The 24,212-nt window shown below is 40.3% G+C and carries 23 protein-coding genes, 3 pseudogenes and 1 other annotated feature (1 of these 27 only partly in view); of the genes and pseudogenes, 20 read left to right on the top strand and 6 right to left on the bottom strand.

The genetic code is table 11. The features are described 5' to 3' along the window. Window positions 1–64 (top strand) — a binding site (T-box leader) (it extends 178 nt beyond the left edge of the window). A 52-nt stretch (window positions 65–116) separates the two neighbouring features. Further along, window positions 117–3,215, top strand: a complete 3,099-nt coding sequence (gene ileS, locus ACN6NE_RS25815) for an isoleucine--tRNA ligase (protein WP_474328117.1) — start codon at window positions 117–119, stop codon at window positions 3,213–3,215. A gap of 319 nt (window positions 3,216–3,534) precedes the next feature. Here the strand turns inward: ileS and ACN6NE_RS25810 are convergent, their stop codons facing one another. Then, window positions 3,535–4,038: an immunoglobulin-like domain-containing protein gene (locus ACN6NE_RS25810; protein ID WP_129710086.1), complete on the bottom strand. Its 504-nt coding sequence runs from the start codon at window positions 4,036–4,038 to the stop codon at window positions 3,535–3,537. A gap of 108 nt (window positions 4,039–4,146) precedes the next feature. On the opposite strand from ACN6NE_RS25810, the gene ACN6NE_RS25805 reads away from it, so the two are divergent. From ACN6NE_RS25805 to ACN6NE_RS25795, 3 genes are all read left to right on the top strand, one after another. Continuing rightward, a complete protein-coding gene (locus ACN6NE_RS25805; RefSeq protein WP_165351751.1) occupies window positions 4,147–4,287 on the top strand; it encodes a hypothetical protein in 141 nt (46 codons plus the stop codon). Window positions 4,288–4,417: 130 nt separating this feature from the next. Next, window positions 4,418–5,002 carry a hypothetical protein gene (locus tag ACN6NE_RS25800; protein WP_474328114.1) on the top strand — a complete coding sequence of 195 codons (585 nt, stop codon included), beginning with the start codon at window positions 4,418–4,420 and terminating at the stop codon, window positions 5,000–5,002. 63 nt (window positions 5,003–5,065) lie between these two features. Beyond that, window positions 5,066–5,299: a hypothetical protein gene (locus ACN6NE_RS25795; protein WP_013057425.1), complete on the top strand. Its 234-nt coding sequence runs from the start codon at window positions 5,066–5,068 to the stop codon at window positions 5,297–5,299. A 54-nt stretch (window positions 5,300–5,353) separates the two neighbouring features. Here the strand turns inward: ACN6NE_RS25795 and ACN6NE_RS25790 are convergent, their stop codons facing one another. Next, entirely contained in the window at window positions 5,354–6,019 is a 666-nt protein-coding gene (locus ACN6NE_RS25790; RefSeq protein ID WP_474328111.1) for a cupin domain-containing protein, read from the bottom strand. 232 nt (window positions 6,020–6,251) lie between these two features. Between ACN6NE_RS25790 and ACN6NE_RS25785 the strand changes: the two genes are divergently transcribed. From ACN6NE_RS25785 to ACN6NE_RS25760, 6 genes and pseudogenes are all read left to right on the top strand, one after another. Further along, window positions 6,252–7,082: a glycosyl transferase family 2 gene (locus ACN6NE_RS25785; protein WP_129710080.1), complete on the top strand. Its 831-nt coding sequence runs from the start codon at window positions 6,252–6,254 to the stop codon at window positions 7,080–7,082. 139 nt (window positions 7,083–7,221) lie between these two features. Further along, the gene (locus ACN6NE_RS25780; RefSeq protein WP_129710078.1) at window positions 7,222–8,106 is read left to right on the top strand and encodes a superoxide dismutase; all 885 of its coding nucleotides are present in this window, start codon (window positions 7,222–7,224) and stop codon (window positions 8,104–8,106) included. A 627-nt stretch (window positions 8,107–8,733) separates the two neighbouring features. Continuing rightward, the gene (locus ACN6NE_RS25775) at window positions 8,734–9,291 is read left to right on the top strand and encodes a 3D domain-containing protein (protein ID WP_129710076.1); all 558 of its coding nucleotides are present in this window, start codon (window positions 8,734–8,736) and stop codon (window positions 9,289–9,291) included. Window positions 9,292–9,570: 279 nt separating this feature from the next. After that, window positions 9,571–11,047, top strand: a pseudogene (locus ACN6NE_RS25770) (DHA2 family efflux MFS transporter permease subunit). Between the two features lie 72 nt (window positions 11,048–11,119). Further along, window positions 11,120–11,346 (top strand): annotated as a pseudogene (locus ACN6NE_RS25765) (quinone oxidoreductase); the annotation flags it as partial. Next, window positions 11,306–12,013, top strand: a pseudogene (locus tag ACN6NE_RS25760) (SDR family oxidoreductase); the annotation flags it as partial. The pseudogenes ACN6NE_RS25765 and ACN6NE_RS25760, both read left to right, overlap by 41 nt. A gap of 22 nt (window positions 12,014–12,035) precedes the next feature. Here ACN6NE_RS25760 and ACN6NE_RS25755 read toward each other — a convergent pair. Next, a complete protein-coding gene (locus ACN6NE_RS25755; protein WP_129710074.1) occupies window positions 12,036–12,818 on the bottom strand; it encodes an SDR family oxidoreductase in 783 nt (260 codons plus the stop codon). A 307-nt stretch (window positions 12,819–13,125) separates the two neighbouring features. Between ACN6NE_RS25755 and ACN6NE_RS25750 the strand changes: the two genes are divergently transcribed. Beyond that, on the top strand, window positions 13,126–13,323 hold the full coding sequence (locus tag ACN6NE_RS25750; protein WP_014459743.1) for a hypothetical protein: 198 nt from the start codon (window positions 13,126–13,128) through the stop codon (window positions 13,321–13,323). Between the two features lie 142 nt (window positions 13,324–13,465). Continuing rightward, window positions 13,466–13,738, top strand: a complete 273-nt coding sequence (locus ACN6NE_RS25745) for a hypothetical protein (RefSeq protein ID WP_474328107.1) — start codon at window positions 13,466–13,468, stop codon at window positions 13,736–13,738. Window positions 13,739–13,767: 29 nt separating this feature from the next. On the opposite strand, the gene ACN6NE_RS25740 is transcribed toward ACN6NE_RS25745, so the two are convergent. After that, the gene (locus tag ACN6NE_RS25740; RefSeq protein ID WP_013057410.1) at window positions 13,768–14,004 is read right to left on the bottom strand and encodes a hypothetical protein; all 237 of its coding nucleotides are present in this window, start codon (window positions 14,002–14,004) and stop codon (window positions 13,768–13,770) included. A gap of 265 nt (window positions 14,005–14,269) precedes the next feature. Between ACN6NE_RS25740 and ACN6NE_RS25735 the strand changes: the two genes are divergently transcribed. Continuing rightward, window positions 14,270–14,407, top strand: a complete 138-nt coding sequence (locus ACN6NE_RS25735) for a YjcZ family sporulation protein (RefSeq protein ID WP_074680697.1) — start codon at window positions 14,270–14,272, stop codon at window positions 14,405–14,407. Between the two features lie 192 nt (window positions 14,408–14,599). Here ACN6NE_RS25735 and ACN6NE_RS25730 read toward each other — a convergent pair whose 3' ends face one another. After that, entirely contained in the window at window positions 14,600–14,800 is a 201-nt protein-coding gene (locus tag ACN6NE_RS25730) for a cold-shock protein (RefSeq protein WP_013057408.1), read from the bottom strand. A gap of 283 nt (window positions 14,801–15,083) precedes the next feature. Between ACN6NE_RS25730 and ACN6NE_RS25725 the strand changes: the two genes are divergently transcribed. Together ACN6NE_RS25725 and pdxR are read left to right on the top strand one after the other, a co-directional pair. Beyond that, entirely contained in the window at window positions 15,084–16,784 is a 1,701-nt protein-coding gene (locus ACN6NE_RS25725) for a pyruvate oxidase (protein ID WP_025751607.1), read from the top strand. Window positions 16,785–17,087: 303 nt separating this feature from the next. Continuing rightward, a complete protein-coding gene (pdxR, locus tag ACN6NE_RS25720; protein WP_057235965.1) occupies window positions 17,088–18,521 on the top strand; it encodes a MocR-like pyridoxine biosynthesis transcription factor PdxR in 1,434 nt (477 codons plus the stop codon). Between the two features lie 206 nt (window positions 18,522–18,727). Here the strand turns inward: pdxR and ACN6NE_RS25715 are convergent, their stop codons facing one another. Beyond that, entirely contained in the window at window positions 18,728–18,928 is a 201-nt protein-coding gene (locus ACN6NE_RS25715; protein WP_013057405.1) for a cold-shock protein, read from the bottom strand. A 347-nt stretch (window positions 18,929–19,275) separates the two neighbouring features. Here ACN6NE_RS25715 and ACN6NE_RS25710 point away from each other — a divergent pair, with 347 nt between their 5' ends. From ACN6NE_RS25710 to ACN6NE_RS25690, 5 genes are all read left to right on the top strand, one after another. Further along, window positions 19,276–20,154, top strand: coding sequence for an NAD(P)-dependent oxidoreductase (locus ACN6NE_RS25710; RefSeq protein ID WP_129710070.1), 879 nt, complete (start codon window positions 19,276–19,278; stop codon window positions 20,152–20,154). A gap of 23 nt (window positions 20,155–20,177) precedes the next feature. Further along, window positions 20,178–20,972: a GDSL-type esterase/lipase family protein gene (locus tag ACN6NE_RS25705; RefSeq protein WP_474328102.1), complete on the top strand. Its 795-nt coding sequence runs from the start codon at window positions 20,178–20,180 to the stop codon at window positions 20,970–20,972. 13 nt (window positions 20,973–20,985) lie between these two features. Further along, on the top strand, window positions 20,986–21,897 hold the full coding sequence (locus ACN6NE_RS25700) for an ABC transporter ATP-binding protein (RefSeq protein ID WP_129710062.1): 912 nt from the start codon (window positions 20,986–20,988) through the stop codon (window positions 21,895–21,897). Beyond that, window positions 21,890–22,870 (top strand): ABC transporter permease, encoded by a 981-nt coding sequence (locus ACN6NE_RS25695; RefSeq protein ID WP_013057401.1) that lies wholly within the window; start codon window positions 21,890–21,892, stop codon window positions 22,868–22,870. The genes ACN6NE_RS25700 and ACN6NE_RS25695 overlap by 8 nt, the downstream gene beginning before the upstream one ends. A 397-nt stretch (window positions 22,871–23,267) precedes the next feature. Continuing rightward, window positions 23,268–23,714 carry a DUF6376 family protein gene (locus ACN6NE_RS25690; RefSeq protein WP_474328099.1) on the top strand — a complete coding sequence of 149 codons (447 nt, stop codon included), beginning with the start codon at window positions 23,268–23,270 and terminating at the stop codon, window positions 23,712–23,714. The last annotated feature ends 498 nt before the right edge of the window (window positions 23,715–24,212 follow it).

Below are 24,212 nucleotides of genomic sequence, written 5' to 3'. Positions count from 1 at the left end.
AGTGCTATTGATGAACGGATCAATAGAAGCCAGGGTGGTACCGCGGTTAAAACCCGTCCCTAGTCATAGGGACGGGTTTCTTTGTGTGCTTTTAACTTTAAAAGGAGTGGTATCACATGAAAGAAGTGAATGTAAGGGAGTCTTCGCAAGAGCGCGAACAGCGTATCCAGCAGCAGTGGCAAAAGGGAAATGTGTTTCAGCAGTCGGTTCAAAACCGAGAAGGGCATCCTTCGTTTGTATTTTATGAAGGACCTCCGACAGCAAACGGTCTTCCTCACGTCGGGCACGCGTTAGGTCGGACGATTAAAGACGTAGTGGCTCGTTATAAGACGATGACGGGGCATCAAGTGATTCGAAAAGCAGGCTGGGATACGCACGGACTGCCGGTTGAACTCGGTGTCGAGAAACAGCTCGGGATATCTGGGAAGCATGACATTGAAAAATACGGCGTGGAAGCTTTTATCAACAAGTGTAAAGAAAGTGTATTTGTGTATGAAAAGCAGTGGCGCGCATTCACGGAGCAGCTTGGCTATTGGGTTGATATGGAAGACCCTTACATCACCTTGGAGAATTCATACATTGAAAGTGTATGGAACGTGCTTGGCACGATTCATGATAAAGGACTTCTTTATAAAGGCCACCGCGTATCACCTTATTGCCCGAGCTGTCAAACGTCGCTGAGTTCGCATGAAGTAGCGCAAGGGTATAAAGATGTAAAAGATTTAACGGTAACGGTGAAATTTAAAGTGAAAAACCGCGATAACGAGTATTTTCTAGGCTGGACGACAACGCCTTGGACGCTGCCGTCAAACGTGGCACTTGCGGTGCATGAAGAGATGAACTACGTTCGCGCCCAGCAAGGCGGCAGCGTGTATATTGTGGCAGAAGCGCTTGCAGACAAAGTGTTAAAAGGAGAGTATACCGTTTTATCTCAACATAAAGGAAATGAATTAAAAGGGATGGCGTATGAGCCGCCGTTTAATTTTGTGAAAGTGGAAAAAGGGCATGAAGTAGTGACGGCTGATTACGTAACGGATCAAAACGGAACAGGAGTTGTTCATTTAGCACCTGCATACGGCGAAGATGATTACAGAGTTGTAAAAGAAAACGGCTTTTCATTTGTGAACGTGGTGGATGAAAAAGGACAGTACACATCTGAAGTGCCGCCGTTTCAAGGGCGTTTTGTAAAAGACTGCGACGTTGATATCGTACGTTATTTAGCGAATCAAGACGTGCTGTATCATAAAGAAAAGCATGAGCACAGCTATCCGTTTTGCTGGAGATGCGACTCGCCGCTTCTTTATTACGCAAATGAAAGCTGGTTTATCCAAACGACGGCGTTAAAAGAACAGTTTTTGAAAAACAATGAAAGCGTAACGTGGTACCCGGATCATATCAAGCACGGCCGCTTTGGCAACTTTTTAGAAAATATGGTGGACTGGAACATCAGCAGAAAACGCTACTGGGGAACGCCGCTGAACGTATGGGAATGCGGGGGATGTCCGCATCAAGTAGCGCCAAAAAGCATCAAAGAGCTTCAGAAACATGCGTCTCATTCCTTTGATGACAGCATTGAACTGCATAAGCCTTATGTAGATGATGTGCAGCTGATGTGTCCGGTCTGCAGCGGAGAAATGAAGCGAACGCCGGAAGTCATTGACGTTTGGTTTGACAGCGGGTCAATGCCGTTTGCCCAGTATCACTATCCTTTTGAAAACAGCGAGCTGTTTCAAAAGCAGTTTCCAGCAGACGTTATCGCAGAAGGAATTGATCAAACGCGCGGCTGGTTTTACAGCTTGATGGCAGTTTCAACGCTGTTTACAGGAAAAGCACCGTATAAGCACGTTTTGTCTCTTGGCCACGTCTTAGATGAAAACGGTCAAAAGATGTCTAAAAGTAAAGGAAATGCGCTGGACCCGGTGGATCTTATTCATACATTTGGTGCCGATGCGCTTAGATGGGCGCTTTTAGCAGACAGTGCGCCTTGGAATCCGAAGAAATTTTCAGAGCGCGTCGTGCAAGAAGCGAAGTCAAAAGTGATTGATACGCTCGTGAACGTGTATGGTTTTTATGTGTTATACGCTAAGCTTGACGGCTATGACCGGGAGCAAACGTATGAATTGAAAAAAACAAAATTGGATGAGTGGATTCTTTCACGTTTGCATAGTACGGTTAAGCGTGCAACAGTACATCTTGAAGATTACGGGTTTACAAGCGCGGCTCGTGAAATCGCGGTATTCATTGAAGAGCTAAGCAACTGGTATGTACGACGTTCCCGCGACCGTTTTTGGTCAGAAGGGATGGACCGCGAAAAAGCAGCGGCTTACGATACGCTCCATGAAGTACTAGTGACGTTAAGTCAGCTGTTAGCACCGTTTACGCCGTTTGTTGCGGATGATATTCATGAAAATCTGACAGGAAAAAGCGTTCATTTGGCAGACTATCCTGTGTATGATCAAACCAAAGTGAATGAAAAGCTGGAAAAAGAAATGGCGGCGGTACTGAAAGTAGTTGAACTAGGCCGAAGCATCCGAAATACGCATGCGTTAAAAGTAAAGCAGCCTCTGCAAAGTCTTTCGCTTGTGGTAACGGAAGAAGATGTAGAGTGGGAAGCATACCATGATGTAATCAAAGATGAGCTTAATGTAAAGAACTTTAACGTAGAGCAAGACGACGACAAGCTTGTTTCGTACGTGTTAAAACTTGATTTTAAACAGGCTGGACCAAAGTTTGGAAAACAAGTAAATGAGGTCAATCAAGCGCTGAAAAACCTTTCAGAAGAGAAAGGAAAAGAGTTTGTTGAGCAAGGCAAGTTGAATGTAGCGCTTGCTTCAGGAGAAAACTTAACGCTTGAAACGGCAGACGTACTTGTTGAAAAAGTGCCAAAAGAAGGCTTTGCAGTTGCATCAAACGGCACGTACACCGCCGTGTTAGATACGGCGTTAACCGAAGAACTTGTGCAGGAAGGAGTCGCTCGTGAAGTAATTCGAGCGGTTCAAGACTATCGCAAAAAGCTGGATTTACCCGTGAATTTACGTATTGATTTGGAACTTAGCGGAGACGAGGAAGTGAAGGAAGCCGTCGCGAAGTTTGAAACATTGCTTCAAGAAAATCTTCTGCTGCACACTCTCAGTGTGAAAGAAACTATCAAAAACGGAGAGACGGTAAAAGTCGGAACAAAGCAAGTTACACTTCGCGTTTTAAATCAGAACTGATAAAGAGAGGCAAAGATAAGTTGAAGTAATGTACGAACGGTTTATTTGTTAACCGTTCGTTTTTTCTGTTTTTATAGTGAACGTAGTTGCTTCTAGCTGTGGATTGGAGGGCAAGACGAAGACTCCTGCGGGAAAAGCGGAACAGGTGAGACCCCGCAGGAGCGAAAGCGACGAGGAGGCTCACCGGCCGCCCGCGGAAAGCGAAGTCTTGCACGGAAATCAACAGCGGGGTAACAAGCAATTCATACTAATCATTCACCCGATTTGTTCGTCTTTAGGTGAGATGAATTTCGGTATTTTTAAATCTCTCTTTTTATCTTTAATCAAACTGCCCGAGAACATTCTTAAGGCTCGGCCAAACAATTTCAAAAGGAGCCGCTAACACATACTTTTTTCCGTTTTCATCTTTAAAGTGCTGAACAAAACGGTATTTTCCTACTTTGTAGTTAGGAGTTGAGATATCTTGTTTGAATGATTTCCCTGGCTTCAGCGAGACAGTTTTATCTGGAAACTCTAATCCGTTTAGCACAACTTTGTACCACTTGCCGTCTTTTAAGTGATCCGCCGTATTTTCGTAAGGAATCGTTAAGGTATGCGTCGAATTGTTTTGGATAACAAAAAAACCAAACTGCGTTTTATCGTATTTTTTACTCACAGCAGATAGCGTAATGGTCCCTGCTTTAGTGTTAATGGAAGAAGGAATGTTTTTTTCTTGTTTGGCTCCTAGCTCCATTTTTTGACCGTTATAATCGATATAGCCAAAGATACAAAACAATATAATAAAAATGCCTAGTATTAGTAAAAGTGTTCGTGCTATTTTCAAAAGTTTTACACCACCTTCTTTTTACTCTTCCATTATACGGAAAACTATCTATTGGAAATAGTATGAATTTCCATTCTTTATATCATCTTTTTGAAAGGAAGAATTGAAATGAGACAAATTATAGCCATGGGCGGCGGAGGGTTTTCGATGGAGCCGCGCTGCATTTTAAAGATGAGAAGCTATCCGTATCAGTTAGCTCAAGACCAACAGCAAAAGCGTATGCTGTTGATCGAAAAGAGGAGAAAGTAACTGAATGTGAGCTTCCGGTGACCTATTTAGGTAATCGTAAGCAATAAATGGCCCTTTCCATGTTTCTCTGTATAAAATGGAGCTTATTCGTACATACATAAGCAGAGACTCTATATAGGAGGTTACTTCAGTGAGTTATGAACGATACTGGGGAAACATACATGAACAAAGCGATAAGCTGCAGGAGTTATTATCGTCGTATTGGCATCAGTATTCAGATTTTGGAAACTGGCAGTTTTGGGTGGTGCTCGCTTCGCTCGTTCTTCCTCTTGTGTTGTTGTATTTTACCGTAGACCGGACGCGGATTTTTGAGGTGTTTTTCTTCGGTTACACAGTGCATATGCTTTGGGCATATATTGATATTGCACTTGGACGAAGCGGTTATTTGACGCATACATTTTTCTTAACGCCTCTGCTTCCGAACGCAACAAATATTACGGCTTCTATTTTGCCGGTAGGATTTCTGCTGATTTATCAATATTGTATAAATCATCAAAAGAATTTTTATCTGTATACAATTCTTTTGAGCGCCGTTTTTTCGTTTGGACTGGCGCCATTTGAACATCATTTTAAATTTATTGATTCAAGAAAAGGAATGAGTTTGTTTTATATTTTCCTTATTGATATAGGAATAACGCTAGTGGTGTACTGGGTTACAAGGCTGCTTGTCAAAGCAAAAGCCGCAGCATATCGTACAGCGGAAAAAGAACGCTGAAAAAATGTTTTAAAATGATTAATTAAGGGTATACATAACTTAAGACAAATCGAGGTGAAAAAATTGTATTACTATCGCATTTCAGAAGGACAAGACGAAATGTACTCTGAGACAATTGTTGTCCATGAAGAACAGTTTGATCAAGGTACATTCGAAGAAATGGTAAAAGAAGCGATGGTCGATAAGCCCGGCAAAATCGACCAGGTGGACATTGTGAAATATTTAATTGGACATTATCATTTCCAAGTTGCATATATTGAAGCAGCCTTTCATAGCACGTATATAGAGGAACAATAATGTTATGTATTCGTTAAGAAACCCCGTTGCATTGGCAGCGGGGTTTTTTTGTCTTTACCAATATCGATAGTGATAGGGGTTTTGAGGGGAGTAATAAGGATTCTGAGGCGGAGGATACGTATAAGGAGGCGCCTGGTGGTGAACGGGGCCTCCTTGGTTTTTCTTTTTATATTGTTCTTTTTCTTCGCATTCGTCCGTTGGTCCAATTACGATGGTTTGATTTTTTAATGGAGCCAGCGTTTTCTTTAGCTGCTCCGGATTTAAGCAGTACGTGTGAGCAAGTACTTCAATAGGCGTTTTATTTAAAATATCAGATCCAAAAATGTATTCCGGATACGGTGCGTCAAAAATGGCGAGTAAATGCGTATTGTCTTCAGACGCAATTTCCCAGTGCCACCAGCCTTGAGGGATATTAGCCACTTGACCTAGAGTAATCGGAATATTTGTGACTTCGTTGTTAAACGGATTGATTAATGAAACGACGGCTGAGCCTGAAATGCAGTAAACAAGCTCAGCGGCATTTTGATGGTAGTGGGGTTCGACCACACGGCTTTTGCTTAAGTAGATATCGAGTAACGATACGTTTCCAAGGGTATTTAGCACGTCTCTTCCTAGCCGATTGATATAGTTTTCATCATTGCGCGTATTAAGTCTGTTTTTATTCACATCAGAGAAGTATTGTACGTTCGGATTATTGTAATCCATATAGGACGTTGACAAGGGTCTCCAGCTCCTATCCTTGAATTTTTTATGATGCTGTATCGTATGTGAAGCGTTTTATTTCGTGACAGTAGCCTAGGAGGAAATGGAGGTAAAGGCCTCTTTTTGATAAGATGTACAATCATTTGACCGCTGATTTTCATACACTGTAACAGGTTCTTTTTTTATAGAGCCATGATCAATATCAGACGCATACGATAGATCATTTTAAGGAAAGTGAGTTGCAGAGCTGTTGCTTGATCAGTATGAGAAAATAAATAGTACGTATGAGAAGGTAGATGAACTTCAGCTGCCGTTTGACAAGCCGGTTTTAGTAGGAGTTGAGTGGAACGGAGTGCTGTTTGAGTTTTTAGTAAGGCTGAAAAAAGAGTCTTCTCATTTGCTTGTATTTGGCTCAGGAGGAGGGGCAAGTCAAGAAATGCCAGCAGGTCCTCCCTATTTTCAGCGGCATTCGTGGATGAATGAATTTGAAGATTCGATTATCTACTATAATGATCCCACGCTTTATCTAGGAAAGGTGTCGCTTGCGTGGGGACAAGGGACAAGCGACCGTTTTTATTTAAAAGATATTGCGGTTTTAATTGAAAAATTTATGAAAAAAGTGCAGGTGAATTCGTCTAACGTGCTGTTTTACGGATCTTCGGGCGGAGGGTTTATGTCAATGTTTTTAGCGGGGTACGTAAAAGGAGCAAAAGCGCTTGTCAATAATCCGCAGACGTGCTTGACAAAGTGGCTGAAAACGCCGGTTCGGCAAGTGTTTAATTTGTCTTATCCTAACCTGACGGAAGAGGAAGTGATAGCCTCATACGGTGAGCGAATTAACGTAGTGAAGTTTTTTCGCCATATTAACTACGTGCCAAAGGTGTATTATTTGCAAAACGGGGCGTTCCAATATGATATGAGCAATCACTTGCTGCCGTTTTTAACGGATTTGCAGGATATGCCAGACGACTGTGAAATTAATAATATAAAAGTGGAGCTCTATTATAACCCAAAGCTAAAGCATGCAGCTGTTAGTAAGCAAGAAACGATTGATTATGTGAATATGGCGAAGAAGATATAAGAAAAAAGGTAAGAGTTTATCCTTTAAGGAGCTCTTGCTTTTTTATGTCGAATTTTCTAACTCAATAGATACAAGTAGGAAGTTATGTTGCTTTTTCTTTTGAATATGATAGTGAAGATGAGGTGTAAGGAGGGAAAGTATGGCCGATCAAGATGAGAGAAAAAGATACTTGATGGAAGTTCAGACCTGGCTTGAACAAGTATGTGATCCTGTATTTGAAGAAGCCTTTACAGAAGTAGATATAACGTCATATATCACGCGCACGCAAGAAGACGTTCTTGAATATTTAAGCGAAGAAGATGTCAACGAATATACGTTAGAAGAAATCAATAATGCGGTGCGGCATATTGATAAAATCTTAAAAGAACGGCTTGGAGACGACGGCAGGGAGAGGGAATCGATAGCGCCGGGTCAGCACGAGCTGCCGCCGCTTGGCTATAGCTACTCAGCTCTTGAGCCGTATATTAACCGGGAAATTATGCGTCTTCACCACAGCAAGCATCATCAAAGCTATGTAGATGGATTAAATAAAGCAGAGCTCATGCTGCAGCAAGCCCGTAACACAAACAATTTTGACCTCATAAAACACTGGGAACGGGAAGCTTCTTTTCATGGCTCAGGTCATTACTTGCATACAATCTTTTGGGAAATTATGAGTCCAGAAGGAGGAGGAAAACCGAGACGACAGTTGCTGCAGCAGCTTCAAAAAGACTTTGGCAGCTATGAGAAATTTATGATGCACTTTTCTCAAGCTGCAAAAAAAGTGGAAGGTGTGGGCTGGGCTATCTTAGTATGGTCGCCGCGTTCGCGAAAGCTTGAAGTCTTGCAGGGTGAGCGCCATCAGCTTCTCACGCAGTGGGATACGATTCCGCTGCTCGTATTAGACGTATGGGAACACGCCTATTATTTGCAGTACAAAAATGAACGTGATCCGTACGTTGATAATTGGTGGAAAATAGTTTACTGGCCCAATGTAGAAAAAAGATTTGAGGCAGCCAGAATGCTTCAGTGGCAGCCATATTGACAATTAGTATAACCCTCATAATTTAAAGATAAAATAGGCTGAGACAAAAGTATTTAGTTGAAGAAAAATCCGGACGATGAATCGAGATTCTTGATAGAGAATCCAACTCGTTCGGATTTTTTCATTGTTATGGCAATTATGTATGTAGTGGCTTCTAGCTGTTGATTGGAGGGTAAGACGAAGACTCCTGCGGGAAAAGCGGAACAGATGAGACCCCGCAGGAGCGTAAGCGACGAGGAGGCTCATCGTCCGCCCGCGGAAAGCGAAGTCTTGCACGGAAATCAACAGCGCTGTAAAAAGTGATTTATATTAGATCCTTTATCTCATTTGTCCATTTTTTACATGAACTATGTTCTAAATAACTAATATGAAATAAAGTGTAAGCCTCTAGAACCAGTGAAATGTTACAAATGAAATAATCCAATATAAATGTGTGTAAAAGCACCGTTATATGCCTAAATATGTATGTTTTTGAAGAGTAAAGGTGATTAATTTACTAGTTTAAAAGGAAGAATCTTTATTTTTACTGTAACTAAACTATCAAACTATTGACATGCTACTGAAATATAACTGTAATATTCATGTGTTATTTTTTATGTATTGGTAGATAAAGGGGAAATCAATTACATGAAAAAGACAATGATTACGTTCAGTTTAGTTCTAATGTCACTGTTCGGAGTGGCAAGTGGTGCATCAGCTGCAACAAATACATATACAGTAAAAAGCGGAGATTCGCTATACAAAATTGCAAAGACATATAAAGTATCGGTTAGTCAGCTGAAACAGTGGAATAACTTAAAGTCAGACAGCATTCATCCGAAACAAGTATTAAAAGTATCTCAAACAAAATCAAGCACGCCTGCTAAAGCAGTGCCTGCGAAGTCTTCAAACGTTGTGAAAGAATTTAAAGTAACAGCAACAGCGTACACGGCGAACTGCAAAGGCTGCAGCGGAAAAACAGCGATTGGAATTGACTTGAAAAAGAATCCAAATCAAAAAGTGATTTCTGTCGATCCAAAAGTGATTAAACTTGGTTCAAAAGTATACGTAGAAGGTTACGGCACGGCAATTGCTGCTGATACAGGCGGCGCGATTAAAGGAAATAAAATTGACGTTCTTCTTCCTTCTCAAAAAGAAGCGTTAAAATGGGGAAGAAAAACAGTAAAAGTTCAAATCTTAAAATAAGTATTTCTTAAGGAAATGAGAGCCTTCGTTGAAGGGCTCTCATTTTTTTCTTCATTAAAGGGCATGCTACTTTATATATACTGATGGAAAAGTTTTACGAAAATGATCATATTTGTTGACAAATATTTCGGAAACGGATATATTTATCCGGTATATAATTAAGTTCATTAAATATTCGTGACATAAATTAATAGAATGAACACATAAAATATATTCTTAACCTGTTTGTCATCTGAAGATTTACATACAGATAATTTTAAAGGGAAAGGTCTTGTTAAAATGAATACACAAACACAACAGTCCGATCAAGCCCGAACTCGGTCTATTTTTGGCGTAATGATAATGGGAGCGCTCGTCGCTTTTTTAAATCAAACGCTGATTAACATTGCGCTTCCGCAAATGATGGATCATTTCCATGTAACGGCGGCTACGGGCAACTGGTTAACAACCATTTTTATGTTAGTAAACGGAATTGTTATTCCAATTACAGCATTTTTAATGAATCGATTTACTACAAGGCAGCTGTATATTACAGCAATGGGGCTGTTTACAGTAGGAACACTGCTTTGCGGTATCGCACCGACATTTTCCGTTATTTTAGTGGGACGCGTCGTGCAAGCAGCTGGAGCAGGGATTTTATTCCCGTTAATTACAAACGTTATTTTCACGCTATTTCCACCTGACCGACGCGGTTTTGCTATGGGGATTTTTGGTGTAGCGATGAACTTCGCACCGGCAGTAGGTCCGACGCTTTCTGGTTTAATAGTTGAGCACTACTCATGGCGCGTTTTATTCTTTATGATGTTTCCAATTGCACTTATTAACGTAATTGCGGCGATTATTTTAGTGAAAAACGTGACAGAAACAAGCCGACCAAAGCTAGACGTGCTTGGCGTTATTTTATCAACAATTGGATTTGGCGGCTTGCTGTATGCGTTCGCTACGGGCGGTACAAAGGGATGGACCAGTACCGAAGTATTAGCCATGTTCATTGTAGGCGGTATTTCAATTCTGTTCTTTATTTTCCGTCAGTTGAAAATCGATCAGCCGCTTCTTGAATTCCGTATTTTCCGTTATCGTATGTTCACTTTAACAACAATCATTAACGTTATTGTGACAATGGCAATGTTTTCAGGCATGATTTTAATGCCGATTTATATGCAAAACGTACGCGGTTTTTCACCGTTTCTTTCAGGCTTGCTGTTACTGCCAGGGGGAATTGTAATGGGGATTATGTCTCCGATTACAGGACGTCTGTTTGACAAGTTCGGCGCAAGATGGCTTGCTGTTATTGGTTTAGCGATTACCGTTGTGACAACATATGAATTAACAAAACTTGAAACGACAACAACATTTATGTATGTGATGATTGTCTATACTGTTCGTATGTTTGGTATGTCGCTGCTCATGATGCCAATCTTTACAGCAGGATTAAATGAGCTTGCGCTTAGTTTAAATAAATACGGAACGGCGATGGTTAATACGCTTCGAATGGTTGCCGGAGCTGTAGGAATGGCGTTCTTTGTATCTATTATGATGAATCAAGGTGAAAAACATCGTAACGAATCAGCAAATTTTGCCGACAGATAAAGGCAGTATGGCTGAAGCTGTGAATCAAGGTACGGCAATGGGCATTAACGATGCGTTTATGATTGCAACGATTTTAAGTGTGATCGCGTTTGTTTTAGCCTTCTTTATTCGCAAAACATCACCAAAAGAAGATACCATTACAAATCGTGTAAAAAAAGCAAGCTAATAAAAAATCCGTGCCTTTTGGTACGGATTTTTTTATGAGTTAAACTTGTCTTTTTTATAGTCAATATAAAGCGATCCGTCCCCGGTCGACCCGCGTATGCTGATGGATAGATCTAAAACGCTTACAGGCGGAGACTTATGGAACGTCCTTGTGTCATATGAAGAACGTAAAGTACGTTCACAGCAGCTGTTTGAGTGGATCAGTAAAGGTCAGCTTGTGCTAACCGATCCGTGGTGTTTGATTTAAAAGACGGAGCAAGTAAAAAAGCAGTATTCCGTTACCGTCCATTTTCGAAGTGATAAAAATAAAGTGCGAGAACTGCAAGAAGAATGGCATCAATATAAAGACAACGTACAGTTTGTAGAAGGAGATATAACGAATAAAGCAGATATTGAACATGTCGTTGCGCGAGCTACGGAGCGGTTTGGACGTATTGATGTTTTAATTAATAATGCAGGTCCGTATGTATTTGAAAGAAAAAAATTAATAGAGTACACAGACAGTGAATGGTATGAAATGCTGGAAGGGAATTTAAGCTCCGTTTTTCATTTTGTAAAAGCTGTTGTTCCAGTTATGAAAAAGCAGCATTTTGGAAGAATTATTACATACGGTTTTCAAGATGTAGAGCATACCCCTGGATGGATGCACCGCGCGGCTTTTAGTGCTGCTAAGTCAGGGCTGGCTTCTCTGACCAAATCGCTTGCTCTAGAAGTAGCCGAATACGGGATTACGGCCAATATGGTCTGTCCCGGAGATATTGTAGGAGACATGAAAGAAAGTGATATTATAAAAGCAAGATTACAAGAAGACAAGAAAACGCCTGTGGGCCGATCAGGTACGGGAGAAGACATTGCGCGTATTATTGAGTTTCTTTGTAATGAAAACTCAGATATGATTACAGGCAGCATTATATCTGCTTCGGGTGGAGTAGATGTTGTTCATAAAAGTAAAAAAACAAGCCCCTGACGTTGATGCAGGGGCTTGTACGTTACAGCAGTGATTCTCCGCCGTCGATAAACATTTCACTTCCGGTAATATGTTTGGACGCGTCAGAAGCTAAAAAGAAGATTAACTCTGCTACTTCTTCGGGCTTAGCTGAGCGATTAGCAAGCGGCTGGTTGCCATTTGGATATTCAATTGGAATTGCGACTTCTTTTAATTTGTCTTCTTGACGGAATGTATTGCTTTCAATATTTGTATCAACTGCTCCCGGACAAATGACGTTTACCCGTATTCCGTATGTAGAAAGTTCAAGAGCTGCCATTTTGCCGAAAGCCATTTGGCCAGCCTTTGAGGAACTGTATGCGCTCATGCCGATATTTGAAAATGTACGGTTGCCGTTAATCGAGCTAGTGATAATAATGCTTCCTCCCTGAGCTTTCAAATAAGGAATAGAATGCTTTACGGTTAAAAAAGTACTTGTTAAATTTGTATCAATTGTTTTTGTCCAATCTTCTGGTGATAGTTCTTCAATAGAAGAGAACGTACCGTTGATGCCTGCGTTAATAGAAACAATATGTAATTGACTCCATAAGCTGCTGATCGTTTCGATACTCTCTTTTATACTTTCAGAGTCAGATACGTCTGTTTTAATGGCTATACACTCTCCGCCGCTCGACATGATGGTCTCTTTTACTTCTTGTAATTTTTCTTCCTCTAAATCTAAAAGAGCAACGCGCGCTCCTTGTTCAGCTAATGTAATGGCTGAAGCGCGTCCAATTCCAGACGCCGCTCCCGTCACAAGTGCAACTTTCCCAGTTAATGCAATCATTTGTAACCCCTCCATATAAAAATGTTGTTTCCTTTCTTTAGCCTATACGAAGGAAATAAAAACCTCTTTTAAAATATTTGTAATTAAATTTGCTAAAAGATGCCAAAAGGAAAAGAGAAAACAGCGGCGAATTATTAATATGACGTCAGAACATGAAAAAGCTAATGTCAAATGGGCCTACTTGAGTAGCTAAAGATATACCCTGTCTTTTCAGAAGAATGTTTATATAAAATTTTACATCAGAGGGACTTGCAAATCGTTCCTTGAAAGCTTACACTAGTAAAGCACAGAAAAAGGACGGTGTTTTATGAAGAAGAAAGATAATGTGATTCCATTCCCGCAAAGAAGGGAAGCGGCTGCTTATGTTCCCGCTTCTATTAGCTTAGATAAGGATATTGTGGAATTTTTAGAAATTATGAATTTTGAAGATCGCAATGATTTTTTAAACGAAATGATTGATTCATTTTTTAAATATGTAAAAGGTGAAGAAGACGAAGTAAGATAAAAGATAACGTAAAGACATCCAAAGAGATGTTTTTTATTTTGTGACCAATTGCTTAAAAGGCATGCTTAAGTCTCGTATAGTTATTTATGGTATAGTATACATTAGATACTATCTAGCAGGTGCAAATGCGAGGAGTGATAAGATGAGTGGATTTAAAAAAGACATTCGTGCCGGATCTGAAGAAACACACTCACTAGAACAATTAAAGCATGAAATGGAGCAAAGCCTGTGGAATTTAAGAAAAGATTTGCGAAATGAAAATCGCTCGGAAACGGAAATGGCAATGATTAAAATTTCGCTGCTGTCACTATGTGAGGAACAGGCAAATAAATTGAGTGAAACTGAGCTCGTAGATTATTTTGCTGACTACCATAAAAGAGTCGAGCAGTTATTCGACAGGTATAGCTATAAATAAGACAAGCATCCTTGCGGGGATGCTTGTTTTTATTTGAGCAAAATTCGCTTGTATTCGTTGCGCTTCAGAGGTTTGGATACATATCCGTCAGCTTCTAGCTGATAAATAATGGTGGCAGCTGCATACACGCTAAAGGCATGATCAAGACCAAAGTAGTCTTGCAAAGCGGCGACGCTCACTTCCTCTTGAAAGATTTTACTGCGATTCGATAAGACAATAGGGTAGACGTTTTTAACGATTTGCTTTGAAATTTCGAGTGTTAACATATTAAATCCCTCCCGTGTGAGTGTACATAACTAAAGGTATTCAGCACGGTGTACATTCATGAAAAAGGGAGCGATTACATTTTAAAAGATAAAGAAAAGAGGAGTAAATGCCCACAAAATCAAATGTTTTATCTCTTTGTGGGCATGTTTGAAAAACGCAGTATTTTTAGTGTATGACAACCATTTTCAAAAGTTCTATGGAATTATTAGGAGCAATTTAACTAAATCCACATATCTTAAAGTATAGCAAATGGAGGTGAAACACATGGGATACTACGGAGGTTACGGATACGGTTGTGGTTATGGCGGCGGTGGCTTCGGCGGCGGTTTCGCTTTAATCATTGTACTTTTCATCTTATTAATCATCATCGGCGCTTCTTGCTTCGGCGGCGGCTGGTGCTAATTATTAAAAAATGATAACGATGCAACATCCACACTTTATTTCTTCAACTATTTCTTCCACAAAAGGTCTCTTCGGGATGAAGAGGCTTTTTTAGTTTATTATTTATAATAACGTGTACAAACTGCACGTTAAAAAGGTTTTATGCGTGGTTCTACATAAAAAAAAGACTCTGAAATCAGAGTCTTTTTCTACTTATGCTTTTTGAACGTTAGCAGCTTGAGGTCCGCGTTGACCTTCTTCAACGTCGAATGTTACAGCTTGACCTTCGTCTAAAGATTTGAATCCTTCGCTTTGGATTGCTGAGAAATGTACGAATACATCGTCGCCGTTTTCGCGCTCGATAAATCCGAAACCTTTTTCTGCGTTAAACCATTTTACTGTACCTTTTTCCATGAATGTTGCCTCCTCGTGTGCTATGCACACATTGTATTACTATCCTTGCTCATGATCAAAATCTTTAAGACGAAAGTATTCACCTATCGATTGTTGCCGAACAAAAATAATTCTTCTTATAGAATAGCAAAAGTTAATGATAATTGCAAGGAATGAAGAAAATTTAATGAAAGTAGTTCATTCGTTTAATGAAAGAAAACGAAAATTATACGAGTGAAAATAAGTAAGAAAGAGCGTATCAGGTCACACTATCTCTATATATAAGAAGAAAGGGGTCAGTCATATGTTTAAACAAAAAGCAGGGGAAAAACTGATTGAACTGTTAATTGAATGGGGCGTTGATCATATTTACGGCATGCCAGGAGACTCCATTAATTCAATTATTGAACCGCTTCGCAAAGCCCAGGATAAAATTAAATTTATTCAAGTGAGGCATGAAGAAGCGGGAGCTCTCGCAGCGGCTGCATATGCAAAGCTAACCGGTAAAATCGGTGTATGCACGGCTATTGCCGGACCGGGAGCGATTCATTTACTGAATGGTTTGTATGATGCAAAGTTAGACAAAGCTCCCGTGTTAGCACTTACAGGGCAAGTGGAGTCCGATCTCATCGGAAGCGATGCGTTTCAAGAGATTAATTTAGAGCGAATGTTCGATGACGTGGCTGTATATAATCAGCGAATCATGTCCGCTGAACAGCTTCCCACTGTTGTTAATCAAGCAATTCGAACAGCTTATGCTAAAAAAGGTGTGGCTGTGTTAACTATTCCCGATGATATCCCTCGTTTTGAAGTCGGATCAGAAGCACGAGAAACATCAAGCATAATCGTTAAACAAGACGTCTTTCCTCACAGAGAAGACCTTGAAAAAGCAAAAGATTTGATTGGTAAAGCAGAAAGTCCGGTTATTTTAGCTGGTCGAGGCACACATGAAATGAGAGAAGAACTGCTTGCGTTTGCCGAAAAAATCGCAGCACCTATTGTTCTTACGCTTCCTGGAAAAGGCGCAATACCGGATGAACATCCATATTGTCTCGGAGGACTTGGATTAATCGGGACAAAGCCAGCGTATGAAGCGATGCAAGAAGCGGATACGCTCATCATGATTGGAACGTCCTATCCGTTTACAGGCTTTTTGCCAGACCATGCGAAAACGATTCATATTGATATTGATCCTGCACAAATTGGCAAAAGGTATCCTGTAGATGCAGGGCTTGCCGGAGAAGCAAAAACAACCATTCAGTGGTTCTTAGAAAACGTTGGCCGCTCAGAGCATCGCCAGTTTTTAGAGCAAAGTCAAGAACGTATGAAAAAGTGGTGGAGTCAGCTTGATACCCAAGAAGCAAAAGAAAGTCTACCTATCAAGCCTCAGCGAGTAATTCGAGCGCTTCAGCACGTAGCGGCTGATAACGCTGTCTTGTCCGTAGATGTAGGAAACGTCACAGTATGGATGGCGCGTCATTTTCGTATGACAAATCAGCAGTTTGTGATTTCAAGCTGGCTAGCGACTCTTGGATGCGGGCTGCCGGGCGCACTTGCTGGAAAAATTGCTTATCCGGAGAAGCAGGTGTTTGCGGTCTGTGGAGACGGCGGCTTTGCGATGACGATGGCAGATTTTATTACAGCTGTTAAATACAATCTTCCGTTAGTTGTGGTGCTATTTAATAACCATAAAATCGGTATGATTAAATTTGAACAAGAAGTAATGGGAAATGCTGAATTCGGAACAGACTTAACAAATCCGAACTTTGCTAGATATGCAGATATTTGCGGAGGTGTTGGCTACCGAGTAGAAAAAGAAGAAGAGCTGCTGCCGGCTTTTGAAAGTGCTGTTAGACAAAACAAGCCGTGTATTATTGATGTAATCGTTGATGCGAACGAAGCCCCTATGCCAGCTAAGATTACACTAGGGCAAGCAACGGGTTATGCCAAGCATATGGTGAAAGAATTATTTCAAGAAGGCAAGCTAGATTTACCTCCTCTATAAAAAAGAGGCCGTGACAAAAGTATTTTAGTAAAGATCCGAACGATGAATCGAGACTCTTAATAGAGAATCAACTTCGTTTGGATTTTTTTGTTGTGAGGGTGAATGTATTTTAATTAACTATAAAATTATTATGTAAACTTAAATACCAACAAATGAAAAGTAGTGATATTATATTTATTTTATAAAGTGGATGAGCAAAAAAACACCAGATTGGATGGTCTTTTTTTATAAAACTGCTTTAAGATAAGAGAGATAAAGGATAAACTACTAATAAGAAAGTTTAAATGTAAGGACTGACGCCGCATGAACTGGAGACCAGATCGCGCTAGCAAAAAAGCGATTTATAAACAAATTGCAGAATATATTGAAAGCTGTATTTCATCGGGAGCATTTCCGCCGGATTCTATGCTGCCATCAGAACGAACGCTTGCTGCTGAGCTAAACGTGAACAGAAGCACGGTAGTAGCTGCTTATGAAGAGCTGCAGGCACTTGGAATCGTAGAACGTAAAAAAGGAAGCGGCACGCGAGTTAGTTCGAGCATCTGGGGAATTTCCCGTAAACGTATTCCAAACTGGGGGAGATATGTAGAAGACGGTTCGTTTTTGCCTAATTTACCGCTCGTACAGCGAATTAGAAGCGAAGCTTTGCGAACAGATTTTGTGAACTTAGCCAGCGGAGAGTTAGCTCCTAGCTTATTTCCAAGTGACGATTTTCAGCGAATATTAGCGGGCATGCCGTTTAATGAGCATTTAGGCTATGATCATCCTCACGGCAATGAACGTCTGCGTGATGCCATTGCTGCTCATGTTCATGAGTACCGGAAAATCTCCACCGATGCTAATTCCATTTTAATTACATCAGGTGCACAGCAAGCACTTCATTTGATTGTGCAGTGTTTGTTAAAACCAGGAGATGCAGTAGCGATTGAAGATCCGTCCTATAGCTATTCACTGCCGCTTTTTCAATCAGCAGGTTTACGAACGTTTTTGCTGCCTGTAGACAAAAATGGAGCCAACCCGGACGACTTAGTAGAATTACATAAAAAGCATCGCATTCGTATGGTTTTTTTAAATCCGTATTATCAAAACCCGACCGGTATTGTTTTATCAGAAGCGCGTCGAAAGCGGTTTTTAGAGCTTTCTTCAGAATACGGCATTCCGCTTATTGAAGATGATCCTTATTCACTCACGGCATTTGACGGAAATGTACATCAAACGCTGAAATCGATGGACGAGAACGGAAATGTCCTCTATATCAGCTCGCTTTCTAAAATTGTGGCATCGGGCCTTCGAATTGGCTGGATAGTGGGGCCGGAGCAAGTGATTCAGCGCCTGGCAGATGCTAAGCAGCAAATTGACTTTGGCCACAGCATCTTTCCGCAGTGGATTGCTTATCAATTCTTAGATTCTCCTACGTTTTCTTCGCATATCGAAAAGCTTAGACAAGAGCTCAAAAAGCAAGAGTATGCCCTGTCGTCGAGTCTGAACGAATTGCTCGGATCAAAAGTATCTTTCGATTCGCCTCAAGGCGGGATTCACTTATGGTGCAAAGTGAATCAGCCGGTCGATGACTATCGTCTATTGGAAGAATCGCTTAAAAGAGGAGTGGCTTTTGTCCCAGGAAGCGTGCTGAGTTCTCAAAGTGGAGCTATTCGCTTTACGTTTGGCAGAGGAGAAGAAGAGGTCATTCGAGAAGGAATTAAACGATTTGCGAGCGCTCTAGAGAGTCTGGAATAGCTATAAACATAGGTAAACGTGCCGGATGAAAGTTTTATTTTATTATTTCGTATAGATTGCTATGATCTTGTGCTATACTAAGAGTACCATTAACTTTACTTCTGTATTTGTACCGACTGGCCCTGTTGAAAAACAGGGCTTTTTTTTATGTTTGTACACAAAAAAACAGATCCTTTAAAGGATCTGTTTCTGATATGTTGTGTTTCTTATGCTTTTTGAACGTTAGCAGCTTGAGGTCCGCGTTGACCTTGTTCTACGTCAAATGTTACAGCTTGACCTTCGTCTAAAGATTTGAAGCCTTCGCTTTGGATTGCTGAGAAGTGTACGAATACATCGTCTCCACCTTCGCGCTCGATGAATCCAAAACCTTTTTCTGCGTTAAACCATTTTACTTTACCTTGTTCCATAATTGTTGCCTCCTCGTGCGGACTCGCACATTGTGGTACTATTCTTGCTCAAATCTAAAGACGAAAAGTGACAATACTCATACATCCCCACCGAACAAAAATAATTCTCTTACATCTTAGCAGAAATTTCCTATGTTTGCAAGCGCTTTATTTAAAAACCATTCGTATTTTTTTGCAATTTTTTCATAAATAATGTCTAAAAAATGTCACATTTTGAACATTATAGAAAGGCTATTCTTTGTATTCGCTTTTACTGTAGTTATATAATAATGAAAATATGCTTTTTCTAAAGATAGACGACAAGCATAAGAAACGTACATACTGAGTGCTGAAATGGAGTGGTAAAGATGAAGGTGGGTTTAATTGGTTTAGGAAATATGGGATTACCGATGGCGGAAAATATGATAAAGGCGGGTCATGAACTTGTTATTTATAACCGTACTGCTTCCAAGGCGGAAAGTCTTGTGAAAAAAGGAGCAAAGGTTGTGGAGACACCTGCCCAAGCAGCACAAGAAGCGAATCTTGTCTTTACGATTCTTTCAAATGATGAGGCTTTAGAAGAAGTAACGCTTTCAGAAGCCGGTGTACTTGCAGGCCTTCAAGAAGGTGGTATTCACGTCTCAGTGAGTACTATTAGCGTAGATTTGTCGGAAAAATTAACAAGCGCACATGCTGCATCAGGACAGCATTTTGTTGCAGCGACTGTTTTAGGTCGCCCCGACGCAGCAGCTGCTGCGGCTCTCAAAGTAATAGTTGCTGGTAATAAAGAAGCAAGAGAGCAAGTTTGGCCGCTGTTTGAAGCGATTGGTCACACTATTTTTACTGTAGGAGACGAGCCTTACTTATCAAATGTAGCTAAGCTTGGCAATAATTTTTTATTAGTATCGATGTTAGAAGCTGTTTCTGAAGCAGTGGTCATGGTAGAGCAGTATGGCATGCAAACGGAGGAGTTTCTTGAAGTGGTTAATAGCTTATTTGCATCTCCTGTGTATAAAAATTACGGCAATCTAATTGCTAAAAGAGACTTTGATCCAGCCGGGTTCAAGCTGGAGCTTGGACTAAAAGATGTAAACTTGGCTATTGATGCAGCCAAAAAAGTGTCCGCTCCGCTTCCGTTAGGAGAGCTTGTGAAAGGTCATTATGAACAAGGAATCGAAAATGGCTGGGGTCATTTAGACTGGTCCGCTTTACTAAAAACAGTTGAAGCTCTAAAAAAAGATAACTAAAAAGACGAAAAGGAGTGCAGCCAGTGAAAGCGAAAGGAAAGTGGGTATGGATTGTATCCTTTATTTCGATTATTTCGTGTCTGCTGTTTGCAGCGGGGCTTGGAATGTCTATTTATGATTATGTTAGCGCCTCAAAATCCGCTGCAAAAGAAATGCCAAAGCCAAAGCAGGAAACAAGCAGCAGTAACAAAAGTACAAAGAATTATACGATTGTCGCTTTAGGAGATTCACTGACAAGAGGAACAGGAGATGCAGCGGGAAAAGGATACGTTGGGTATTTAAAAGATAATCTTGAAGAAAAAACGAAGAAGAAAATTCTCTTAAGTAACTTTGGAATAAAAGGTCAAACGTCTTCGCAGCTGGCAAGTCAAGTAAAGCAGCAGCAAATTCAGCGGCAGATGAAGTCTGCAGATACCGTGTTGATCACCATTGGAGGAAATGACTTATTTCAAGGCGGACAAACACTGCAAAACTTAAATAAAAACAATATTCAAAAGCTAGAAAATGACTATTTAAAAAACGTAGACAGCATCTTAAAAAGCATCCGGTCGGCAAATAAAGACGCGACGATATTTTTAATTGGTTTATACAATCCGTTTAGTAACCTGCAAGATGCAAAAACGACAACGGCTATTGTACGAGAATGGAATTACAAAAGCAGTGAATTAAGTGCTAATTATAAGCAAACTGTTTTTGTTCCGACCTTTGATTTGTTTCAGCTAAAGGTAGATGACTACTTATATACTGATAAGTTTCATCCTAATGCAAAAGGCTACAAGCTGATCGCAGAACGTGTAGCATCGCTTATTACGTGGTAAGGGAGGGAATGCTATGAGCGAAGTAACGCTTTCAGTAAAAGGACTGAAAAAAGTAATAGGAAAACGAGAAATTATCAAAAATATTGATTTTGAATTAAAAAGAGGCGAAGTATTTGGGTTTTTAGGACCCAATGGAGCCGGTAAAACGACAACGATTCGAATGCTTGTCGGCTTGATTCGCCCGACGGCTGGTTCCATTTCTATTTGTGGATACAGCGTATCGAAGCAGTTTACAAAAGCGATGGAGCATATCGGCTGTATTGTTGAAAACCCTGAGCTGTATCCATACTTAAGCGGCTGGGAAAATCTGCAGCACTTTTCACGCATGATTCCTTCTATGACGGAAGAACGCATTCATGAAGTGGTGAAATTAGTTGGCTTGCAAGAGCGTATCCACGATTTAGTTCGCACGTATTCGTTAGGTATGAGGCAGCGTTTAGGAATTGCACAAGCGCTTCTCGGAAAACCAAAAGTGCTTATTTTAGACGAGCCAACGAACGGACTAGACCCTTCTGGGATTCGGGATATGCGTAAATTTATTCGCTTTTTAGCTGAAAGTGAAGGTCTAAGCGTCTTAGTATCGAGTCATTTGCTGAGCGAGATTCAGCTAATGTGTGACCGAGTAGCGATTATTGCAAAAGGAGAAGTTATTCACACAGAATCGGTGAAGACCCTGTTAACTCAGCAAGAGCGCTTACTGTGGAAGCTAGATCCGCAGCCTGCAGGAATAGACGTTTTAAAACAAGTGACGGACTTTGTGCAAGTGCAGGGGGAGTATGTCACTACGTTTTATGAAGAAGCTGAAGTGGGAGAGTGGAACAAACAGCTCATTCAAGCAGGAGTAACGGTAAAAGAAATGAATCGAAAGCTTCCAACTCTTGAAGATTTATTTATCGAAATGACAGGAGGCGAATCGATTGATTAGTTTGGTTCAAAATGAAATGATCAAGCTCGTTCGAAAAAAGCGCCTGTTAATTGTTACCCTTATTATGGGCGTTTTGATTTCCATGTTCACCTATGCTCAGCTTCGCGAAACACAGCGCCTTCAAGAAAAGCTAGGAACGACCGATTGGCGCAGTACGCTGCAGCAAGAAATTATCGATACGCAAAACCGGCTGAGCGGAAGCCAAATTTCAGATGATTGGCGCAAGCAGCTTGAAATTCGCGTGGCGCAGCAACAGTATTATTTAGATAATGATATCAATCCTTCGGAACCAGGGGCACCAACGTTTGTGCGAGGGTTCATTGAAAACGCCATTCAGCTTTTGCTGCCGCTGATGATTATGATTATTGCAGCGGATTTAGTGTCTTCAGAGTACAGCTTGGGATCCATCAAGGTATTGTTGACGAGGCCTGTGAAACGGTGGAAAATCCTGCTTAGTAAATATATCACGCTCGTCATGTCCGTATCGTTTTTAATTTTAATGTTTGGCGTTTTGTCGTATCTCATTTCTGGCGTTGTATTTGGATTTAAAGGCTGGACAGCCCCGATTCTTACGGGGTTTAGCGTGCAGGGAAATGACTTAAATACAGCGGACGTCCATTTAATTTCGCAGTGGAGATATATTTTAATGGAGTTTGGTCTTGCTTGGTTTGTATCACTTGTTGTTGGAACGCTTGCTTTTATGCTGTCTGTTTTAATTAAAAGTACAGCGGCTGGTATGGGTGTGATGCTTGCTTGTTTGATTGCAGGTACAATTTTAAGCAGCATGGTTTCTTCATGGCATTCGGCTAAGTATTTGTTTATGGTTAATTTAAATTTAACTTCTTATCTGCAAGGCACAGCTCCTCCGACTGAAGGAATGACCTTAGGGTTTTCCTTGGGTGTTTTAACCATTTGGGGACTTGCCGGGCTGCTCGTGTCATTTCTGGTATTTACCAAAAAAGATGTGTACTAATTTCATATAAGTTGACGATAATCAGGAACGTGCGTTATGATTGTGTTAACAAAAAATGCTGTTTTGCTCAAAGGGGAGTAGCTCTTGCAGTAAAGTCGTCATTTCGAGATTATTATCTCCGGCTTTATTGACAATGCAAATTGTTAGCGAGACCTTTGCCAATGTTGCCATTGGTAAAGGTCTGGATACAAACACCTTTACCACATGGGGTAAAGGTGTTTTTTGTTATTTCAAAATGAGAGAGGAGCTTAAAAATGTCAAAACTATCGAGACTGTTAAAAAGCCCCGCTGTAAAAAAAGGAATAAAAAAAGCTGTACCCATTATTATGAAAGAGTTAAAGAAACGAAAATCGAAAAGAAGATAGCAGAAAAGAAAACAAGAAAGGTTGAGTGCTAAGTGAAAAAGTGGATGCTAGTCATATCAACTGCTGTTCTTTTTATGGTCGGCGGCTGTTCTTTTCTTGAAGATACAAGCAGTACGTTGAACTACGCAAACGCTGCGAAAGATTACGTGAGTGAAGCACAAAAGTTTGCTGAAGAAATACCGCCTCTAGCGGAAAAAGCTGTTAATGACGACGAGGCAATAAAGAAGCTAGAGCAAAAGCTGCAGCAAATGAAAGGGAAAGCTGAAGAATTTAATCAAACAAAAGCTCCTGATATCGCTTCTGATGTGCACGATCAGCTTGTTCAACAAAACGAAAAAATCATTAGTGGAATTGAAGCGTATGAAGCCAATATAAAGGATGGCAGCTTCAATCCGGAAGCGCTAAAAAACAGTGAGTTGTTTCAATCAATTCAAGATGTATCGAGTATTATGAAACAAATTAAAGAATTAGGTCAGTAAGAAAACGCGGCTGAGAAAAAAGTATGTTAACTAAAAAAAATCCGAACGATGAATCAAGATTCTTGATGGAGAATCAACTTCGTTCGGATTTTTTTATTTGTAGGGTGAACGTAGGTTTCATATAGTTATGTCTTATGACTCAACCTCGTTTTCTTGTTGCAAATGTAAAATTATATAAATATATCTATTTATTAGAAGACAAAAACCTTCTCTTTCTTTTTTATATCTACGAAATTTTGTTAGAAGCTGTGACAAACATAATGTCTGCTTTTCATATCCTATGTATAGTACATATATGCACACCGCTTGAAATAAATTTTTTTTGAATTAAAAGAGGGCGTGGGAAGGTTGATGCATTAGGTAATAAGACTCATTTGAAAAGGAGAGTTCATCCAATTAATAAAAACTATAGTCCTTGTTTTTAAAGAGAGAAACTAAAAAAAATTTTTCGGTTTACAAAAAGTTAATAAAACGCATACAAATGTTTTACCAAAAAAT

This window comes from Priestia sp. 53B2 (genome assembly GCF_056099005.1).
The sequence above is the reverse complement of the archived record's forward strand: the minus strand, read 5'-3'. Positions and strand labels throughout refer to the sequence as shown.

Coding starts and splice junctions, on each gene's coding strand:
- ACN6NE_RS25715 (WP_013057405.1), bottom strand. CDS start 18,928: ATGGAACAAGGTAAAGTAAAATGGTTTAACGCAGAAAAAGGTTTTGGA.
- pdxR (WP_057235965.1), top strand. CDS start 17,088: ATGAACTGGAGACCAGATCGCGCTAGCAAAAAAGCGATTTATAAACAA.
- ACN6NE_RS25750 (WP_014459743.1), top strand. CDS start 13,126: ATGAAGAAGAAAGATAATGTGATTCCATTCCCGCAAAGAAGGGAAGCG.
- ACN6NE_RS25725 (WP_025751607.1), top strand. CDS start 15,084: ATGTTTAAACAAAAAGCAGGGGAAAAACTGATTGAACTGTTAATTGAA.
- ACN6NE_RS25730 (WP_013057408.1), bottom strand. CDS start 14,800: ATGGAAAAAGGTACAGTAAAATGGTTTAACGCAGAAAAAGGTTTCGGA.
- ACN6NE_RS25780 (WP_129710078.1), top strand. CDS start 7,222: ATGGCCGATCAAGATGAGAGAAAAAGATACTTGATGGAAGTTCAGACC.
- ACN6NE_RS25740 (WP_013057410.1), bottom strand. CDS start 14,004: ATGTTAACACTCGAAATTTCAAAGCAAATCGTTAAAAACGTCTACCCT.
- ACN6NE_RS25700 (WP_129710062.1), top strand. CDS start 20,986: ATGAGCGAAGTAACGCTTTCAGTAAAAGGACTGAAAAAAGTAATAGGA.
- ACN6NE_RS25710 (WP_129710070.1), top strand. CDS start 19,276: ATGAAGGTGGGTTTAATTGGTTTAGGAAATATGGGATTACCGATGGCG.
- ACN6NE_RS25805 (WP_165351751.1), top strand. CDS start 4,147: ATGAGACAAATTATAGCCATGGGCGGCGGAGGGTTTTCGATGGAGCCG.
- ACN6NE_RS25755 (WP_129710074.1), bottom strand. CDS start 12,818: ATGATTGCATTAACTGGGAAAGTTGCACTTGTGACGGGAGCGGCGTCT.
- ileS (WP_474328117.1), top strand. CDS start 117: ATGAAAGAAGTGAATGTAAGGGAGTCTTCGCAAGAGCGCGAACAGCGT.
- ACN6NE_RS25745 (WP_474328107.1), top strand. CDS start 13,466: ATGAGTGGATTTAAAAAAGACATTCGTGCCGGATCTGAAGAAACACAC.
- ACN6NE_RS25775 (WP_129710076.1), top strand. CDS start 8,734: ATGAAAAAGACAATGATTACGTTCAGTTTAGTTCTAATGTCACTGTTC.
- ACN6NE_RS25735 (WP_074680697.1), top strand. CDS start 14,270: ATGGGATACTACGGAGGTTACGGATACGGTTGTGGTTATGGCGGCGGT.